This window comes from Rickettsia argasii T170-B (genome assembly GCF_000965185.1).
In the GTDB taxonomy this organism is placed as follows: domain Bacteria; phylum Pseudomonadota; class Alphaproteobacteria; order Rickettsiales; family Rickettsiaceae; genus Rickettsia; species Rickettsia rickettsii.
In genome coordinates this window covers 1-19451 of record NZ_LAOQ01000009.1, presented here as the reverse complement: position 1 = coordinate 19451, position 19451 = coordinate 1, and the positions used below count along the sequence as shown (strand labels likewise).

Sequence of the window (19451 nt, the reverse complement as noted above, 5' to 3'; positions counted from 1 at the left end):
TAACGAAAGACGAGTAAGCTCATTTATCGACCAAAGTAAACGTGCAATATATGAGTGGTTTAATAGAATGGGAGGAAAACGTAAGATGAATTGGCAAAGACTAACCGAGATACTTAAAAGGGTAAACTTTCCTGAAAACGGAAAGATTATCTCAATGTTCTAAACAACAAATAAGGCATAAAGCCTATCTTACCTTTCGGGAGCCGGATGCGGTAGCTCTGCATGTCCGGTTCTGAGGAGGGGCCTAATTGAGCGATTGGTTAGGTCTACTCACACATAAAGTAACGCAGCTTGTAGCATTATGGTCGTAAAAAGCTTAGGAACTTCTTCAGCTACAAACTCCGCAAGCATAATCGTCACCTCAATCGGATGGGAGTAATAAGGATCACCTGATTGACGTATTTGAGAACCGTGATACGTGCATAGTAGATACCTTTTTTGATTTCGAGCATATCTGAGTATATCTATGGGATTTGCTACTTTGGTATTTAAATATTCGAGTTTATCAAGTAATTTTTTACTATAAACACAAATTGCAAACTTTTTTTTCCAAGAGCTTATATCTTCCATAAAAGTTATTTCTTATTTCATTATAATTTGTGGGCTATTAATTAAAAAATTAGGCATTGCCTAGAAAAAGTTGATAATTTGAAAAGTTTACGTCATGGCCACGCTCTTTGCAGTCGCTTAGCTCATGACGATATCAACCGTTTCGAGGAAATGCCAAAAATTGCGGTAATAAATAGCTGCAGATTAGGTTCTATGAAGGAAAATTAAATTAATCTATTTTTGCTATTTTTTGCTGTAAATCATAAGATTTTTTTGAAATAGGAACAACTATTACTGCAAAAATCTTATTAATGTTCGCTAAAAAATATCTGAAAATATAAATAATTTAATTTTCCTTCACAGAACCTAAAGATTATTGTTATTTTATTTTAAATATTAATCCTAAAGTCAAAATATAACTATGTCAAACCGTAATAGTTTAGAAGTACAAGAGTACGCACAAGCTAGCTCCTTAAATAATACTAATCTAACTGCATCACAGGGTGAGTTAATACTAACTGTTGCAAATTTATTGTTCAAAGAGTCAAATATTAATAATAATCAGAATATACAAAGAGATAATAATATATCTTATGAGAATAATATTAATAATATTACCGACTTTGAAAATCAGGATACAAGTTGTGGTATATGTAAATGTCTTGGAGCGATAGCTACTGTTTGCTGCAATGTGTATGTATTTTTATTTGAATAAACACAAAATTTTACACTAAAAAAATATGAGCAAGGCTTAAGAAAGTTAGGAAACCTAGAGCATCGGTTATGGTTGTTAGAAATACACCGGAGCCTGTAGCGGGGTCTATATCAAAATAATGCAGTATTATAGGAATAGCAGAGCCGAATAATCCGGCTACTAAAAAATTTAAAATAACTGCAATAGCAAAAATAACGCTAAGATTTAAGTCAAGCAACATCACAAAGCTAAGTCCTGCTCCGATAATTGCAAGTACAAAACCGTTAAAAGCCGATACGGCTATTTCTTTTAATATAACTTTATTGACATTATTATAATGAATATCTTTATTAGCAAGGGCTCTAACCGTAACGGTCATAGCTTGTGTTCCGGCATTTCCGCCCATTGAAGCTACAATAGGCATAGTGGCTGCAAGCGTTACAAGTTTTGCAATAGTATCGTTAAAATGGTTAATGATAAGTGAGGTCATGCAGGCAGTGATTAGATTAACAAAGAGCCAAGGAAAACGATGTTTAACGGTATAAAATACATTGAAGAAAGTATCTTGAGTGTGTACCCCGCTTAATGATAATATATCTTTGCCGGCTTGTTCTTCGATAATATAAATTATATTATCGATTGATACGCTACCTACTAACTTACCGCTTTTATTTACTACCGGTACAATAGTTAAAGCATATTGTCTAAAAATGAAGCTTAGTTCATTTAAGTCGGTAAAAGCATCTGCAAGCTTAAAATCTTTGCTCATCAAATCTTTTATCAATTCATTTTTTTTGCCTTTAATTAGCGTGCTAAGAGAAATAATACCGATAGGGCGTAATTTATTATCCGTAACGATTGCCGCATAAAAGTCATTCTTTACGTTCTTGATAAAATTTAATGATTCCTCGACCGTCCATCCTTCTTGAAGATTAATAAAATCGCGTTCAATTACCCTACCTACCGTATTTTCGGGATATGTACAACCTACGGTAATTTGGTGTTTTTTTTCTTTAGTGAGATTACTTAGGATAAGGTCTTTTATATCATCGTCTAGATCGATTACTACTTCAATAGCATCTTCTATAACTAGCTTATTGATTAATTCTGCAGATTTTTTTATGCCTAAAGTTTCTATTATTAAAGGTTTACTATAAGCATTTAATGATACTAACGTTTCAGGCTTAATTTCATCCTGTAATAAAGGAATAATTATTTTATATGTTTTATTGTTAAGATTGTCTAAGAAATCTGCTAAATCGGCATAATGAAGCTTGGCCAGCCTGCTTGCAGCAGCATCATAATTGTGATCTTCGATCAGATCGTTAATTTGATCAAAAATTTCAGCAAATTGATCGTGATGATCTGGTAAGATGCTTTTAAATATATTGAAATTATGCATAGCCTATTGACCTAATAGTTTATTATAGACTGATTATAATTATTTAAAGCTGGGTAGCTAGGCTTGGCACAGAATTGTGTATAATTTGCTAATCAATATAAATCACAGAGTACAAATAAGCAATAGTTTTTATTTCAACTCCTTTTCATTTATCAGGAGTATACAATTAACACAAACACTTGCTAACAAGACGAACTTAGGCGTAAATATAAAATCTGAAGTGTCGAAACAGACAAAAATTTGACTTTATGAAAAACCGGCAAATGGTGCGGTCGAGAAGACTTGAACTTCCACTCTTTTTACAGAACAGCACCCTCAATGCTGTGCGTCTACCAATTTCACCACGACCGCTTAAGTTTTACTCTATAGCAGATTATGAGTAAAATATCAATAGAGTTCTTTTGATGTCATTTCCGCCTTTCTATGTCATTCCCGCTTCCACGGGAATGACATAAACTAGCCATGCGACAACACCTTTAGTCGTTCGCAATGACGGCAAAGTTATTCAAGATAAATCAACAACAAAACTAGGTGTAATCGATTGCTTAACAGCAGCTTTCATTAAACTATCTAGTTTTTCATCAATATTATCAAAATCAATATGATATTCTCTAGAATTTCCGGTTAACACTAGGGCAGAGTCTATACCAAGGCGATTTGCTGCAAGTATATCGGTGTAAACAGTGTCCCCAATCATTAACATGCGATTCTTAGGGGTATTATGACATTCTTTTAAAATTTTGCTATATATTTCTTCATATGGCTTACCGCTATAAATTACTTTTCCGCCAAGCTGCTTTATTTTTTCGGCATAATAGCCGCTACAATATCTATAAACACCGTGCTGATTTATTCCAAGGTCAGGATTAGCACAAATATTGACCATTTTACGTTGTACAACAATTTTAAATAATTCATTGAATTCGTTTAAATCTAAATTTTCGTTTTCATCTCTGTAAATAGTCATTAAGAAAATATTAGCTTTGTTAATATCATCAGTGATAGGACATTGAATTCTGTTTATTATATCATTTTCTAAATGTCCTAAATGATATATTGCTGGTTTTTCTATACCGAACCGCTCTTTACTTTCTAGTATCATTTCTACTGCTATTTCGCCTGAGCTAATGATCATTTCCGGTTCTGCATTTAATCCCCACGATTTAATTGTTTGATGCAGTGAAAAAATATTGCGTGGAGCATTAGTGACAAAATATACTTTTTTTTGTTCAATAATCTTATTGATATTTTGTACGACGCCCGGATAGGTACGCTCCCCTTCAATTATTACCCCCCAAAGATCGAATAAAAACACGTCATAATCATTAATTACGTCGAAAATATTTTTTAACTTTAATATATTCATTGTTATCTCGCTAATTTGGTATTGACTAGAATCAATTGATATCGTCATTGCGAGCAGCCTTAGGCTGCGTGGCAATCCCGTCAAATATCCTGAGATTGCGGACGTACAATTACTTCGTAATTTTCTTGCAATGACGTAAACTTTTTAAATTATCAATCTTTATTTTGTTATCTTGCTAATTTTAAATCAAGAAACTTTACTATTTTAATAAGTTACGTTATAGTCATTTTTATTGTTTCTAGCAACAAGTAATAGAGCCAAATATATCATATGTTGGAAATTGAAGAAAAATTTAACGAATCATCATACGGTGCTGATTCCATAAAGGTTTTAAAAGGTCTTGAAGCCGTGAGAAAAAGACCGGGAATGTATATCGGGGATGTTGGAGACGGGTCGGGTCTACATCATATGATTTATGAAGTAGTCGACAACGCTATCGACGAGTCGCTTGCTGGTTATTGCGATCTAGTACGAGTAACATTAAATAAAAACGGTTCAGTAACCGTATCCGATAACGGGAGAGGTATACCCGTTGAAATTCATGAAGAAGAAGGAATATCGGCAGCTGAAGTTATTATGACGCAACTTCACGCCGGCGGTAAGTTTGACCAGAACGCTTATAAGGTTGCAGGCGGTCTACACGGTGTTGGTGTATCGGTTGTAAATGCTCTTTCTGAATGGCTTGAGCTGCGTATTTGGCGTAATAATAAGGAATATTTGATTAGATTTAATAACGGTATAACGGAAGCTCCGCTTGCGGTTGTCAAAGAAAATATTGATAAAAAAGGTACGGAAGTTACTTTTTTTCCGTCTGTAGAAACGTTTACTAATATAGAATTTGATTTCGGCACTATAGAGCATCGTCTTCGTGAGCTTGCTTTTTTAAATTCAGGCGTAAAGATTTTACTCGTCGATAATCGCTTTGAAGAAGTTAAAGAAGTAGAGTTTTATTATACGGGCGGTATAGAAGCTTATGTAAAATATATAGACAGAGCGAAGCACGCTATCCATCCATGTATAGTAGTTAATACGGAGAATGCTGAGTCCGGTATAAGCCTTGAGCTTGCGATGCATTGGAACGATTCTTATCATGAAAATATTTTATGCTTTACTAATAATATTAGGCAGCGTGATGGCGGGACTCATCTTAGTGCTTTCAAATCAGCGATAACACGTGTTATTACCTCGTATCTTGATACTACGGGTCTTAATAAAAAAGCTAAAAATGACTTTAGCGGTGAAGATACTAGGGAAGGGCTATGTTGTGTGCTTTCCGTTAAAGTGCCTGATCCTAAATTTTCTTCTCAAACAAAAGATAAGCTAGTAAGCTCCGAAGTACGACCGGTTGTTGAGAATGCCGTTTATACAAAGGTTCTTGAGTGGTTTGAAGAGCATCCAGCAGAAGCTAAGGCAATTATAGCTAAGATTATGGAAGCTGCGAATGCTCGTGAAGCTGCTAGAAAAGCAAGGGAACTCACTCGAAGAAAATCAGCTTTAGAAGTTTCGAATTTACCAGGTAAACTTGCAGATTGCCATGCAAAAGATCCTGCTATTTCAGAATTGTTTATTGTTGAGGGGGACTCTGCGGGCGGTACTGCAAAGCAGGGTAGGGATAGCAAAATTCAGGCTATATTGCCTTTGCGTGGTAAAATTTTAAACGTTGAACGTGCAAGATTTGATAAAATGCTCGGTTCGGACCAAATCGGTACGTTAATTACAGCTCTTGGAATTAGTGTTGAACAAGAATTTTCCTTAGAAAAGCTTAGATACCATAAAGTTATTATTATGACCGATGCTGATGTTGACGGTTCGCACATTAGAACTTTATTACTCACGTTTTTCTATCGTCATATGCTTGAGCTAATAAATAAAGGCTATCTATATATAGCTCAGCCACCGCTTTATAAAGTAAAGAAAGGAGCAACCGAGCTTTATTTAAAGAATGAGCAAGCGCTGCAAGATTATTTGATCAAATCAACTATTAATGATGCAACCGTAATTCTAGACGATAAAGAGCAGTTAGTGGGTGATAATTTAGAAGAGCTAATTAATAAAGTAGTTAAGTTTAACGGCTTGCTTGACCATGCTAGCAAAAAATTTAATCGTTCAATTACCGAAATTCTTGCGATTAATGACTTACTTAATAACAAAATATTTGAGCCTGAAAGTGATTTAAGACTTAAAAAAGCTTTAGATGTTTTAAATAGCTTAGAAGATTCGCCTGATAAGACGCATTGGGAAGTTTTAAAACATGAAAATAAAATAGATTTCTTCTGCTTTAGTAGGGGGTTAAAAGAAAGTAAAATATTATTGAAAGAGCAGTTAGAATCATTTGAGTTTGTACAAATATCAAAGCTTGCTTTAACGATTTTTGATATATTTAGTAAGCAATTAAAGCTTATAGTGAAAAGTCAGGAATTCGATATTTTAACACCGAGTCAGTTGTTAAATACCATTATAGAATGCGGAAAAAGAGGTATAAATATTCAGCGTTTTAAGGGTCTTGGTGAGATGAATTCCGACCAGCTATGGGAAACTACTCTTGACCCTACAAAAAGAACTTTGCTTCAGGTAAGAGTTGCAGAAATTGATGAAGCAGAAGGCATTTTCTCTACTTTAATGGGTGACGTTGTTGAACCTCGCAGGTTATTTATCCAAGCAAATGCGTTGAATGTCGTGAATTTGGATGTGTAGTATAATCGGTGTCATACCGTGGCTTGACCACGGTATGACAATTTAATCAGTTTCTCCTCGCAATGACGTTACAATTTTATCAAAATAATTTATGCATAAATTAATTATTCACGGTGGTACACCTCTTAAAGGTAGTATTAATATTAGCGGTGCTAAAAATGCCGTGCTACCTATTATGGCAGTGTCTATTCTTACCGATAAACTGCATATTACTAATGTTCCAAAGTTAACGGATGTTAGTACTATGAAAGATTTGCTCCGAAGTCACAGGGCAGATATTGAAATAATAGAACATCAAGATGAATTGGAGCTTATAATTGATACCAAAAATATAAATAACTTTACTGCAGATTATGAAATAGTCCGTAAAATGAGAGCATCGATTTGGGTGCTTGGTCCTTTGCTTACCAAATACGGTAAAGCAAAAGTATCGCTTCCGGGTGGTTGTGCTATTGGAGCAAGGCAAGTAGATTTGCATATTGCTGTATTAAAAGCTATGGGAGCTGCGATTGAAATAGAAGACGGTTATATTAACGCTTCAAGTAAAGGACGCTTAAAAGGTACTCATTTTGTTTTTGATAAAGTTTCCGTAGGTGCTACGATTAATGCAATACTTGCAGCTGTTTTAGCAGAGGGGGAAACTGTGCTTTTTAATTGCGGTCGAGAGCCGGAAATAGTTGATGTATGTAATTGTCTTATCAAAATGGGAGCCGATATTGCAGGTATCGGCACTAGCGAAATAACAATTAAAGGCAAGGATTCTTTAAATAAAGCGAGCTATAAAGTACTGTCTGATCGTATTGAAGCCGGTACTTATATGTTTGCGGCAGCTATTACTAAAGGTGATGTAAAAATTTGTGGGATTGATTACCATATTGTAGAAAATATAGCTTTAAAACTTATCGAAACGGGTATAAAAGTCGTGCCGATCAATAACGGAGTTCAAGTAACTTATGAAGGGAAGTTAAATTCAGTTGATTTAGAAACTAATCCCTATCCTGGCTTTGCTACTGATTTGCAAGCACAATTTATGAGCCTTATGACGCTTAGTAGCGGTGTTTCAATGATCACCGAGAATATTTTTGAAAATCGTTTCATGCATGTCCCTGAATTATGTAGAATGGGAGCAGATATAGTAGTACGAGGTAATAAGGCGGTTGTTCGAGGTGTAGAAATGTTAAAAGGCGCAGAAGTTATGGCAAGTGATCTTAGAGCTTCGGTATCGCTAATACTCGCCGGTCTTAGTACTAATAGTAAAACCGTATTACACCGAATATATCATTTAGATCGTGGCTTCCAAGATTTAGAAAAAAAATTAAGTAATTGCGGTGCAGATATAAAAAGGGTATAATATATTCGATCAACTTCAAAAATGGGCTAAGTCGTTCTACAAGAGCTACGGTACTCACGTATTAAGTATACGCTGTGTTCCTCGCCTTTTGAACTCCTTGCTCTTTTTGAAGTTGATCTGCGTATATTCGTTTCCTATTTATTTGTAGTATACTATTTTTAACGGAGAAAAATTATGGCAAGAATTACAGCAGAAGATTGTAATAAAATTATACCAGATAGGTTTCGGCTTGTTGTCCTAGCAACAAGATATGCTAAATTATTAAATTATAAAGTAGAAACTAATCAAATCAAAAAAGAAAAGCGTGATAAGCCTCCTGTTATCTCATTACGTAGAATTGCTGCCGGAAAAGTATCGGTAGCTCAGTTAGAACAAGATTTAATAAATAGTCTGCGTACAAGAACTATTATAGAGCCGCTTGTTAATCAAGATGAATCAGAAGCTGTAGGAGAAAAATTTGAGTATTTATCTGAAGTTTATATCGGGGAAGATTATTCTGATTTAGATGATCAAATCTTTATTGATGAGAATGGCGAAGATTATGAAACCGATAAGTAAATGCTTATCGGTGTTGGTACTGATATAGTACAAATTCCTAGAATCGAAAAAATATTACATTTATATCCAGAACTTTTTGCTAAAAAAATTCTAACTTCAAAGGAATTAAAACAGTTTGCTTTGTTGGGGAAAATAAACCATGCTGCTTTTTTAGCCAAGCGTTTTGCTGCTAAAGAGGCTGTTAGTAAAGCCTTTGGAGTCGGTATAGGTCAAGGTATAAATTTTAAAGATATTACTATACTAAATAATGATTTAGGTAAGCCTATAGTAGAAGTTAGCTCAAACTATACAAACAAACTCTCTCCTTTTAATATTCACCTTTCTCTTGCTGATGATTATCCTGTATGTGTAGCATTTGCTGTGATTGAGAGTAGTTATAATGTTATTCTTGGTTAGAGGCCGTGTTTACTGTGTGAACCCTATGTCATTTCTGCGGAGGCATTGTTGCGTGGATACCCAAACCGTCATTGCGAGCAGCCGTAGGCTGCGTGGCAATCTCATGCAGTAATAACAAACTCCTGAGATTGCTTCTTCAAAACTTACAGTTTTTCCTCGTAATGATGACTTGGTATACGGGGAATGCCCGCTCTCGCAATGACAAAATATAAATTACGATCCGGCTTTGTTGTCTGCTTTAGGTAACATGATTTTTAAATCAGCTTTAGCTTCTAAATCAGCAATATATTTCTTTAGTATTTCTGCAGCTAATATATTATCAATAGTTACTTTTGCTTCTTCTTTTGTTGGAATAGGCACAGGTTTTTTCTCAAGCACTTTGATAATATGCCAACCGAAATCGGTTTTTACAGGAGTTGAAACTTCATTTACTTTTAAAGCAAAAGCTTTCTTTTCAAATTCCGGTACTAACTGCCCAGGTTGATTTAGTAGAATGTAACCGATAACGCCGCCGTTTGAAGCTGAAGCTTTATCAAGAGATAACTCTTCTGCAATCTTAGTAAAGTTTCCGCCTTTGCTTAATTTGGTTTTTACATCATTAGCTTCTTTTTGAGATTTAACTAAAATATGAGCAACTTTTATTTGTTCTTTACCTTTAAGATTACCGACATATTTATTATATTCATCATCAAACATCTTATCTGTAATGTTAGATTTTATGTAGTTTGCTAGTAATTCTTGTTGAGCTAATTGATTTTTTGTATTTTCAAGTTTTTCCTGGAATTCTTTAGAAGAAGTAATATTTGACTTAGCAACTTCTTCTTTTAACAAAAGATTATTAACATAAATTTTTATTAATTTTTCCTGATCTTGTGGTGGAAAATCATCAAAATTTTTGATTGTTTCACCTGATTGAAGATTAAGCTGAGGCTTAAATTCTTTCATAATTTGCGATTCTTTTACTTCACCGCCTTTATAGGTAGCAACTACCTTGTCTTTATCAGCAAAAGCAATACCAGAAAGCATGCTAACTGATAAAAATATAACAGATAATTTTTTCATTTATGACTCATAATTGTGTTAAATATAAGCTTAAATTTTATAAAAATAATATATAACCGTCAACAGCTATTTGAGAATATTTTATTTATTAATAATAATTTACAAATATTTGTAGTAAAAAATTATTCATTTAAATAAAATTATAACCATTTGATAATTTTATAAAATATACCTATATTTAAGTACTAAAATACTAAAAATATCATAAGGACTTTAATGCTTTCTATTTTAAAAAAACTTTTCGGTACTGCAAATGATCGTACTGTAAAAAAACTATTTTCTGAAATTACAAAAATTAACTCGCTTGAACCTGCTATACAAAAATTATCAGATCAGGAGTTGAAGAATAAAACTGTGGAGTTTAAAGAAAAGCTTAAAAACGGAGCTACTTTAGACGATATAGTATATGAAGCGTTTGCGGTAGTTAGGGAAGCAGCTAAAAGAGTTTGCGGTATGCGTCATTTTGACGTTCAGCTTATAGGCGGCCTGATATTACATCGAGGCATGATTACCGAAATGCGTACCGGTGAGGGTAAGACCTTAGTTGCAACGCTTCCTGCTTACTTAAATGCTTTAACTGGAAAAGGTGTACATGTTGTAACCGTAAATGATTATCTAGCACGCCGTGATTCTGCTTCCATGGGTAAAATTTACAATTTTTTAGGTTTATCGGTTGGATGTATTGTTGGCGGTATGCCTGATGAGGTAAAACGAGCCGCCTATAACGCCGATATTACTCATGCAACAAATAATGAACTCGGTTTCGATTATTTAAGGGATAATATGAAGTATAGCTTGCAGGAGCGGGTACTTCGTCCTTTTAATTTTGCTATCATCGATGAGGTTGATTCGATTTTGATAGATGAAGCAAGAACTCCGCTCGTTATCTCGGGTCCGGTTAATGATAATGCAGAATTATACGGTAAAATTGATAAAATAGTACGTCTGCTTAATGCAAGTGATTTTGAAAAAGACGAAAAATTAAAAACTATCAATTTAACGGAAACCGGCATTACACATATAGAATTGCTTTTAAGTAAAGAAAATATTATAAAACCGGATACCAGTTTATATGATTTTGAGAATTTAACTTTAGTACATTATGTTAATCAAGCCTTAAGAGCTCATAATATGTTTACTGTTAATGTAGATTATTTGGTGCGTGAAGGTAAAGTAATGATTATTGATGAGTTTACCGGTCGTGTAATGGAAGGGCGTAGATATTCGGAAGGGTTACATCAAGCATTAGAAGCAAAAGAAAATGTGAAAATTCAAAATGAGAACCAAACTTTAGCATCTATTACTTTCCAAAATTATTTTCGTAATTATCCTAAATTATCGGGTATGACCGGTACGGCTATGACCGAAGCACCGGAACTAAAAGATATATATAATCTCGATGTGGTCGCAGTCCCAACCCATAATAAAGCTACAAGGCTTGACCTTGATGACGAAATTTACGGCAGTAAAAAAGAAAAATATGATGCTATCTTAAAGCTAATTAAGGATTGTTACGATCGTGGACAGCCTATACTTGTCGGTACGATAAGCATAGAAAAGTCAGAAGAACTTTCAAGCGTTTTAAATAAAGAAAAAATCCCTCATAAAGTATTAAACGCCAAATTTCATGAGCAGGAAGCTTTTATTATTGCTCAAGCAGGTAGGTTTAAGGCAGTAACAATTGCAACTAATATGGCAGGGCGCGGTACTGATATTATGCTTGGCGGTAATCCTGAAATGTTAATAGAACAGCTGGATAAAGAACATAATTATGAAGCTAAAATAGCTGAAATAAAAGCTCAAATTGCCGAAGAAAAGAAGCAGGTTATTGAAGCAGGCGGCTTATTTGTGATAGGTACGGAAAGGCATGAAAGCCGTAGGATAGATAATCAGCTAAGAGGAAGATCAGGTAGACAAGGTGATCCTGGTAAAACTAAGTTTTTCCTATCGCTTGATGACGATTTAATGCGTATTTTTGCATCAGATCGTATATCAGGAGTCCTTAGAACACTTGGATTGAAAGACGGAGAGGCTATCCACCATCCAATGATTAGTCGTTCACTTGAGAAAGCGCAGCAAAAAGTGGAAGGACATAACTACGAAATGCGTAAAAATTTATTACGTTTTGATGATGTAATGAATGACCAACGTAAGATAATATACGAGCAACGTACTGAAATTATTAAATCTAAAGATAGTCACGGTTTCTTAAATAGTACTACTGAGGAACTCGCCAAAAAGATAGTATTAACTTTCATGCCGGTAGGCTCTTATAGAGAAGATTGGGATATAGAGAATTTAAGCGTAGAATTACATCGTGTTTTTTCTATAAAATTTGATCATAATGTAGTAAGTAAAAATGATGTAACGGAAGAAGAAATCACGAAGACCGTTATACAAATGGCTTATGATATATATAAGTCAAAAGAAGAAGCCTATAGTAGCGAGTTAATGCATAATGCCGTGAAATATATTTTATTAACTACCCTTGATCAAGTTTGGAAAGATCATTTATATAGCTTAGATCATTTAAGACAAGGCATATCTCTTCGAGCTTATGGCCAAAAAGACCCTCTTAGTGAGTATAAAAGAGAAGCATTTAACTTATTCGAGCAGATGCTTAATAATTTAAAAGAATTATTTATTCAAACCGTATACCATTTCCATATTGACTTAAAACATGTTCAAAAAGAAGATGTTTCACTTGAGTATAAAAAACTTCAGAAAAATATGCGTGAGAGTCGGGAAGATCCGGCATTTAGTAAATATAACGCAGGAAGTAGCCTTGAGACTGACCTTAAACCATTCGTATCACGCATTGACCCAAAAGATAGAAACCCTGACGATCCTACTAGTTGGGGTAGGGTATCTCGTAATGAGCTATGCCCGTGCGGTTCAGGCAAGAAATATAAATATTGTCATGGTGCAAATGGATAGATGAAAACCTATAATACCCTATGATTTTTACTCTATGTCATTAATTCTTAAGACAATACAAACTTTTTAAAAATTGTAGGGTATTATAATGCAAACCACTTTACCTCAGCGTTCTCTAAAAATCCAAGCTAGGCTTAATTTTATAGTGTAGCAAATTCTAGATATTGCACAAGATAAAATCGCTATGATTATCTTGTATTGCTCTTTTGCAAGAGGTGATTGGGTGCGTGATCTACCTAACGGTTACCATAGCGATACCTATATTTTGATAATTCTGAAGAAAGGTAAATATAAAGGATATACTGCTTTAAGATTACAAGATACAATATATACCAAATTAAAAAAGACAGGAGTAATAAAGCCGCAAATTATCCCATATGACTCACGAATATCAATAATTCTTGAATCAATAGATGAAGTAAACAGGCAGTTAGAAAAAGGACGTTATTTTTATACGGATATAAACAAAGAAGGCATTCTTTTATATGATAGCAAGGAATTTACACTTAGCGAAGCTAAAGATTTCCCTTGGAGCGAGATGAAAGAAATTGCTAAAGATTACTATGAAGAATGGTTTAGAAGTGGATGCGGGTTTTTGATTGATTGCCAATATCCATTTGAAAGAGGCGAATTAAACAAAAGTGCTTTTTATCTTCATCAAGCTACGGAGAGTTTTTACAGTAGCATCTTGTTAGTTTTTTCCAATTACAAACCTAAATTGTATGATATAGAAGAATTAGGGAGTATGGCAGAAAATTATAATAGTGAGCTATTGCAAGTATTTCCTACAGTAACCTCTGAGCAAAAAGAATGTTTTGAGTGACTTCAACTTTATATGAAGCAGTAAGCACTTTAATGTAGCAAAACTATTACTTAAGAACGGAGCTGAGGTGGATCAAAGAAAATCTGGAGGAATATCTTTGAATGCGGTTGCTAAAAACGTTCGATGTACTTCTAAAGATATGAAGGATGATGAAATATATAAGCTGTTAGTATCATATGGTGCTGATATCAACACAACAGTAGAATTTAAAGGAGTAGGGTTTAGTATATATGATGGAAAAACGATATCAGAAATAGTAGAATTTAAAATAGCATTCGTCGGTGAAAGTGAAGTAATAACGGTAATGATGTTTTGAGAGATCTTAACATATTTATAGGCATTGCCTAGAAATCGTTGATACCGTCATTGTAAGCGGCTGTAGGCTCCTGTTGCATGGATACCAAATCGTCATTGCGAGCGACTGTAAGGAGCGTGGCAATCCAGAAAAATAATAAAAATGCTACGCATTTTACTAGATTGCTTCGTCAATTACTTTGTAATTTTCCTCGTAATGACGTCAACTTTTCAAATTATCAACTTTTTCTAGGCAATGTCTATTTATCGACACGGTAGTTATTGACAAGCTTAGGAAAAAGTTTTATATTCTTCACAAGTTTAAGAAAAAGTTAATAGTATATGTCTAAAGCAAAAACAGCTTCCAAAAATAACCCGACTTCTAGGGAACAGGCTAAAGAATATTTTCATAACGGTCAGAAAATCAAACCGGTCAAGCTTATTGCTGCTCAAAAGTCTTTTCTAGCTGCCGAATATGAATCTTCCGGAGATTTAGTCGTAGGGAGCAATGGTCAGCCATTACCTTGGGGATTAGTTAAAAGCTTATCTTAATATTTTCATTTCCCAAAACCTCGCCAATAAATAATCGGGGGCATAGCTCAGGGGTAGAGCATCTGCTTTGCACGCAGAGGGTCAAGGGTTCGATTCCCTTTGCCTCCACCACTTCCGATAAGGGTTTTAAGGCTTTTTGAAATTTAGTAAAAACTTTGAATGTTCCTTTTGTTTTAATTTTTGCTCCATGTCTTGCTAAAAAAATATTCTGTACCTACTATTATTGGTTATGGGAAGTATTTACAACAGCAGAATCTAGGCAAAAACAATAATCTACATACTCAAAAACTGAGGTTACTATTTACTTGAGAAAGAAATATACGAAGCTTTGTAGCACTCAGTAATTATAGCAGTGAAGAGAATAATAAATTATTAAATACAACTTATTGACTTATTAATATTATTTTCTTATAAATTAACAAAAAAATAAGGACATAATATGAGTGGTACAACAAAAAATATCAATGCAAAGGGAGCATGGGTCTTGATAGTTGGCTTGGCGTTACTGTAGGTGATAATATTATTCACTCTTTTAGTTTAGATACTAATAATATTTTTTAGGTATCACCGATACTATGAATTACTATAATGTCTTAGGTAGTATAGACATAAATAATGCACGTGTTAATTTGAATATAACTAATAGAGCTTTAGAAATAAATGCTAATAACAGACCTTTTAAATTGATTGTAGACGAGGATTTTTCTATAAAAATTGCAGAGTTTAACACCTATGATTCTCTTGTAATAGAGATATATCAAGGCATTGCTCTTAGAATACTAGACGAAGAATGTCCTTCTATGCCTATAACTTTGGGGCAAAATGCTAAAGTTAATTTTATCTATGAAAATGAGCAATATACTTTTACAAATCATTATCAAGATAAAATGAGTTTCCAAGATATAAATACGTTAGCAAAAATAGCTAATCTACCTCATAAAGAATTTGTTAAAATTTTATCTAATAATTATATGCTAGAAGAAATAAAGGAGATTGCAGATAAATATAAAGCAATAGATAAAGAGGCATTAAATTTATTTATAGGACAAAATTATAAGCTTTTTTATAGCTCTGATCAAACTGAAAATCCTTTTAAAGATCATACTCCATTTTTAAATTAGTAGACAAGTCTTTAGAAGAAAGTCCAATCCTTAATCTACTGCCTGTTGACCTTAAAATATCATATAGCTTCTTATTTAGAGGACAAAGTCGATATAATAGGCAATGACAGCTAAATCCTCTATCTACTACAATGCAAGCTGGCATACAATACATATTGGCATGCAAGAAGATTTAAGCTACACGGCAAAGCTTGCCAATCACTTAATACATAAAAATGGTACGCAATGGCTTGATGTTTTAGATCAGGCATTAAATTTATACCAGCTAGGCACTCAGACTATGCAGATAGCAGGCGATATAAGAAAGCTAGTAGCAAGCACATCGCTGGTAGACTTAAAGAAAAATTTACAAAATCTTGCCTCTGTAAGATTTGGTATGTAGGTATCAAGGGTAGTAAGTACTACAAATAATTTAGTAGTTGAGAGTTTGCAGGACATAATACAAGCACGGATGTCCGGTATGCAGATGAGCGTTGGCTTTAATAATGCCGGAACATATAAGGAGCTAGGAAGTAAAGCTGAAGTAGCTAGCCGAGATGTAGTTCGGACAACAGAATTATCAAAAAAATTTACTTTACTCTATTAGTTGTACGATAAATAAATTTAGTAACTAGAAGAGTAACAAAATATATTAGATTTTGAATCTCAAATTGAACAAAAAGACGCCACATTAGAATTATATATATAAAACAATTCTTTTAATATATTGGATACTTTAAATAAGATAAATTCGATTCCACATACGTCACTTAATAATATATCATCTTCTGAAGAAAATCCATTAATTAAGGAGTTAACCGCCATTAATGGACAAAAAATCCACCTTATTTATTCTCCGATAATTAAAAAAGTTTCAGCGTATATTAAGTGAAGATAATAAAATTATTAAAATAAAGAATGTGATGGAGAGTATAAACTTTACGTAGATCACCAAGGCTTAGGAGAAGTGCTTCCAACTCATGCTACAGGTTCTACTGGTACTAATGGAACAGTGGCTACTCCAGTGCCACAATATGAATCTGCATCTATTACTCCTAGAACAATGAATGCAGTAATTAATACTCCTATAACAGCAACCTTAGGAGGAACAGAGCCTATTATTATTAAAGAATATCAAGAACATATTCTGCAGAATGGATATTCAAATCTATATGTTATACGTTTTGCAGTAAAATTTGATCCTTCAGATCCTGTAAGTTTGAACAGTCATATATTACCTGACTCAATCTCAGGATTAACCCAAATTGAACAAGATATATTTTACTTATGCCTTGCATGAATTAATGCTTACAAGCCCTGCAAGTTTTATTATTGGGGTTGGACCAGGTAATTTTCTAAATAACGTAGTATTAGTAGATTTTTTTAAAAGAGACCTAGGTACTCAGCAAATACAAATAAATAATATTACTGGTTTTCCTGCTGGCATTCATACTGTGGAACAAGAAAATAATATAGTCACTTTAATTGATCCAAATAATTTCATTTTTAGTAATCCATTAGAAAACTTTGTTAAATTTCTTGGGCCATCTCTATTTCCTAACCTAGTCCCACCTTTCACCATAGAAATAGAACAAAATATTCACGGTAATAAGCAAAAATTTATAAATCTGATCCAACAATACCTGTTGGAAGAGGAACAAATGATTCAAGAGATTGCACAGATGTTGCAGTTAAAATTGCATTTAAATTAAACGAAGAACAACAAAAAGGTATTAATAATATAGCAACCCTATTGGATCGTATAAAATCTTTATCAAATCAAAAAGCAGTTAATATTTTAATACCATATGATGAGATAAATATGAATGCATTACAAGACTTATTTGCCGCTCGTAGAGAGGAAATAATTAATTTATTAACAAAATATAAAGGTAATACTAATCTTGCACAAAAGGGAGGTATTACGACTTTAGCAAAATTACAGAAGTTTGATAGATTGCTAACTGAAGTAGAAACATTTTGTAATCAACCGGCAATTCAACCACTGTTACAAGATCTAAATAAACTTCAAGTAGTTGTAACAAAAAGATAAATAAGGTAGTATATTTTAAAAAGAGAAATTAAGAAAAATCTATGACACCTAGCCGTACAAGATAATAGTATAGAAAAAGTTAAGCCAGTGCTGAGGACTGCTTCAGAATTTACCTATATATGTGATGAAGATGGGCAGACTCCTTTACATATGGCTATTGATATAGGAAACATTGAAATAGTTGGGTTACTTCTTGAGAATATGAATAATGACGCTATTATTAAACCAACTAAAGATAGTAATAAATATACTGTCTTGCATTTGGCAGTACAAAATAGTAATTTAATAATAGTTCAAAAATTGTTTAGCTTTTTAAGTGACACAGAAAAATTGTTGCGACTTGTAAACTCTGTTGATGAAAGTGGTCAAACTGCAATTACATTTAGCGATTAGCAAAGGTAATACAAATATAACAAAATTACTTCTTGAAGCAATGGATTTTGAAAATATTATCAAATCAACTAAAGATAGCAACAGTTACATTATTTTACATTTAGAAGTGTATAGTGGTAATAAAAATATAGTTACAAAACTATTAAGCGTTTTTAGCACTGATTTAAATAAATGATCACAACTTTTCAATGCAGTTGATAAGCATTGTCAAACTGTATTACATTGGGCTGTTAGCAATGGTGATACTGACATAACAGCATTACTTCTTGAAAAAATGAATTTTAAAGACATCACCTCAATAACTAGGAATTTATCTTTACCAGTGAATAATAAAATAAATGCATTAATTACTACTAGATTACAAAAATTAGAGAATAAAGAAGTTAGTTATCAAGAATATCCTGCTCCTTCAAAGTCTATAACAGAAGAAAGCTTTATATTAAGTGATGAAAAAATTGATTATTCAAAGGATTTATTTGGATAAAGAAGCTTAAATACAGTCTAAATTAAGGGTAATCTAAATAGTACTTTTACTTTGCTATTGGTTAAAGAAAAATATAAAAATTATTAGCTTATATTAATTCTTCAGACAAATTTCACATAAACAGAGGATTAGAAACCAAATAATCAGTTTCTATCCTCTGCTAAGAATTTTAAATTATTCTATTTCGTTAATTATATTATCAATAAATGGTAAAGTTATAGGTAAAAAACAAACAAAAACGGTGCTTTTTTTTCAGTACTTATAACATCAAGCTCACCGCCCATTTCGTTTATTAACTGTTTTACTATAGCTATGTTTAAATTGAAACGGAATTTTTGTTATAGCAATATATAAGTTGCTCTTCCTCTTTAGATAGAATCGGTGTGCTCGACTTTATTATGAATGCTAAAACAACTTCTTTAGGCTTATCGTATTTTACTGTTTGGTGAGCTTTATCAAATGAATTAACAGTTACTGTAATAGCACCTTAGCATTATATTCGATTGCATTAGTGATTAAATATTTTAATATATTGCTAATCTTATAATAATTCCCAACTATAGTATAAGGCATCTCCTTAGGTATATAGCTGAGTCTTAAATTCTTTTTCTTTGCTTCCTGTTTCATTAAATCTATTATAGCATAGTTCTTTAGAAGTAATCTTTTTGTGTAATAAAGGATTAGTATGTGACAAAATATTAGTGAAAGTAATTAATTTATTACTATGTTTTATTAGTGCTTCT

21 protein-coding genes, 2 tRNA genes and 1 pseudogene are annotated in these 19451 nt (G+C 33.1%); 19 read left to right on the top strand and 5 right to left on the bottom strand.

Annotation, left to right across the window (positions count from 1 at the left end; translation table 11 throughout):
- Positions 1-270 precede the first annotated feature (270 nt).
- Positions 271-570 carry a bifunctional (p)ppGpp synthetase/guanosine-3',5'-bis(diphosphate) 3'-pyrophosphohydrolase gene (locus RAT170B_RS07200; RefSeq protein ID WP_045806011.1) on the bottom strand — a complete coding sequence of 100 codons (300 nt, stop codon included), beginning with the start codon at positions 568-570 and terminating at the stop codon, positions 271-273.
- A 400-nt stretch (positions 571-970) separates the two neighbouring features.
- On the opposite strand from RAT170B_RS07200, the gene RAT170B_RS07195 reads away from it, so the two are divergent.
- Positions 971-1264, top strand: a complete 294-nt coding sequence (locus tag RAT170B_RS07195) for a hypothetical protein (RefSeq protein ID WP_045806010.1) — start codon at positions 971-973, stop codon at positions 1262-1264.
- Positions 1265-1274: 10 nt separating this feature from the next.
- On the opposite strand, the gene mgtE is transcribed toward RAT170B_RS07195, so the two are convergent.
- The 3 genes from mgtE to RAT170B_RS07180 form a co-directional block, all read right to left on the bottom strand.
- On the bottom strand, positions 1275-2645 hold the full coding sequence (gene mgtE, locus RAT170B_RS07190; protein ID WP_014120928.1) for a magnesium transporter: 1371 nt from the start codon (positions 2643-2645) through the stop codon (positions 1275-1277).
- A 264-nt stretch (positions 2646-2909) separates the two neighbouring features.
- A tRNA-Leu gene (locus tag RAT170B_RS07185) sits at positions 2910-2996 on the bottom strand.
- Between the two features lie 154 nt (positions 2997-3150).
- A complete protein-coding gene (locus RAT170B_RS07180; protein ID WP_014014532.1) occupies positions 3151-4011 on the bottom strand; it encodes a TIGR01459 family HAD-type hydrolase in 861 nt (286 codons plus the stop codon).
- A 270-nt stretch (positions 4012-4281) separates the two neighbouring features.
- Between RAT170B_RS07180 and gyrB the strand changes: the two genes are divergently transcribed.
- The 4 genes from gyrB to acpS all read left to right on the top strand — a co-directional run bounded on the left by gyrB (position 4282) and on the right by acpS (position 9010).
- The gene (gene gyrB / locus RAT170B_RS07175) at positions 4282-6705 is read left to right on the top strand and encodes a DNA topoisomerase (ATP-hydrolyzing) subunit B (protein WP_045806009.1); all 2424 of its coding nucleotides are present in this window, start codon (positions 4282-4284) and stop codon (positions 6703-6705) included.
- 91 nt (positions 6706-6796) lie between these two features.
- Positions 6797-8056, top strand: coding sequence for a UDP-N-acetylglucosamine 1-carboxyvinyltransferase (murA, locus tag RAT170B_RS07170; RefSeq protein ID WP_045806008.1), 1260 nt, complete (start codon positions 6797-6799; stop codon positions 8054-8056).
- Between the two features lie 174 nt (positions 8057-8230).
- Positions 8231-8614 (top strand): DNA-directed RNA polymerase subunit omega, encoded by a 384-nt coding sequence (gene rpoZ, locus RAT170B_RS07165; RefSeq protein ID WP_045806007.1) that lies wholly within the window; start codon positions 8231-8233, stop codon positions 8612-8614.
- Positions 8615-9010 carry a holo-ACP synthase gene (gene acpS / locus RAT170B_RS07160; RefSeq protein ID WP_045806006.1) on the top strand — a complete coding sequence of 132 codons (396 nt, stop codon included), beginning with the start codon at positions 8615-8617 and terminating at the stop codon, positions 9008-9010. It begins immediately after the preceding gene.
- Positions 9011-9223: 213 nt separating this feature from the next.
- On the opposite strand, the gene RAT170B_RS07155 is transcribed toward acpS, so the two are convergent.
- Entirely contained in the window at positions 9224-10072 is an 849-nt protein-coding gene (locus tag RAT170B_RS07155; RefSeq protein WP_045806005.1) for a peptidylprolyl isomerase, read from the bottom strand.
- A gap of 216 nt (positions 10073-10288) precedes the next feature.
- On the opposite strand from RAT170B_RS07155, the gene secA reads away from it, so the two are divergent.
- The 14 genes and pseudogenes from secA to RAT170B_RS07095 all read left to right on the top strand — a co-directional run bounded on the left by secA (position 10289) and on the right by RAT170B_RS07095 (position 18708).
- Positions 10289-13009 (top strand): preprotein translocase subunit SecA, encoded by a 2721-nt coding sequence (secA, locus tag RAT170B_RS07150; RefSeq protein ID WP_014014526.1) that lies wholly within the window; start codon positions 10289-10291, stop codon positions 13007-13009.
- Positions 13010-13193: 184 nt separating this feature from the next.
- Positions 13194-13832 (top strand): nucleotidyltransferase, encoded by a 639-nt coding sequence (locus RAT170B_RS07145; RefSeq protein ID WP_222595560.1) that lies wholly within the window; start codon positions 13194-13196, stop codon positions 13830-13832.
- Between the two features lie 67 nt (positions 13833-13899).
- Positions 13900-14148, top strand: a complete 249-nt coding sequence (locus RAT170B_RS07140) for a hypothetical protein (protein WP_045806004.1) — start codon at positions 13900-13902, stop codon at positions 14146-14148.
- 320 nt (positions 14149-14468) lie between these two features.
- The gene (locus RAT170B_RS07135; protein WP_004998070.1) at positions 14469-14678 is read left to right on the top strand and encodes a hypothetical protein; all 210 of its coding nucleotides are present in this window, start codon (positions 14469-14471) and stop codon (positions 14676-14678) included.
- A 36-nt stretch (positions 14679-14714) separates the two neighbouring features.
- Positions 14715-14789, top strand: a tRNA-Ala gene (locus tag RAT170B_RS07130).
- A gap of 464 nt (positions 14790-15253) precedes the next feature.
- Positions 15254-15799: a hypothetical protein gene (locus RAT170B_RS07125; RefSeq protein ID WP_045806003.1), complete on the top strand. Its 546-nt coding sequence runs from the start codon at positions 15254-15256 to the stop codon at positions 15797-15799.
- A gap of 103 nt (positions 15800-15902) precedes the next feature.
- The gene (locus tag RAT170B_RS07120; protein ID WP_045806002.1) at positions 15903-16181 is read left to right on the top strand and encodes a hypothetical protein; all 279 of its coding nucleotides are present in this window, start codon (positions 15903-15905) and stop codon (positions 16179-16181) included.
- Between the two features lie 45 nt (positions 16182-16226).
- Positions 16227-16385: a hypothetical protein gene (locus RAT170B_RS10705; RefSeq protein WP_186786312.1), complete on the top strand. Its 159-nt coding sequence runs from the start codon at positions 16227-16229 to the stop codon at positions 16383-16385.
- Positions 16386-16745: 360 nt separating this feature from the next.
- Complete coding sequence (locus RAT170B_RS07115; protein ID WP_146620381.1) at positions 16746-17078, top strand: hypothetical protein; 333 nt, start codon at positions 16746-16748, stop codon at positions 17076-17078.
- Positions 17044-17490, top strand: coding sequence for a hypothetical protein (locus RAT170B_RS11870; protein ID WP_261368778.1), 447 nt, complete (start codon positions 17044-17046; stop codon positions 17488-17490). The genes RAT170B_RS07115 and RAT170B_RS11870 overlap by 35 nt, the downstream gene beginning before the upstream one ends.
- A 41-nt stretch (positions 17491-17531) precedes the next feature.
- A complete protein-coding gene (locus RAT170B_RS11865; protein ID WP_261368777.1) occupies positions 17532-17831 on the top strand; it encodes a hypothetical protein in 300 nt (99 codons plus the stop codon).
- Between the two features lie 57 nt (positions 17832-17888).
- Positions 17889-18224 (top strand): annotated as a pseudogene (locus tag RAT170B_RS07105) (ankyrin repeat domain-containing protein); the annotation flags it as partial.
- Positions 18187-18399, top strand: coding sequence for an ankyrin repeat domain-containing protein (locus RAT170B_RS07100; RefSeq protein WP_045806000.1), 213 nt, complete (start codon positions 18187-18189; stop codon positions 18397-18399). The pseudogene RAT170B_RS07105 and the gene RAT170B_RS07100, both read left to right, overlap by 38 nt.
- 99 nt (positions 18400-18498) lie before the next feature.
- Entirely contained in the window at positions 18499-18708 is a 210-nt protein-coding gene (locus tag RAT170B_RS07095; protein WP_014014516.1) for a hypothetical protein, read from the top strand.
- Positions 18709-19451 lie beyond the last annotated feature (743 nt).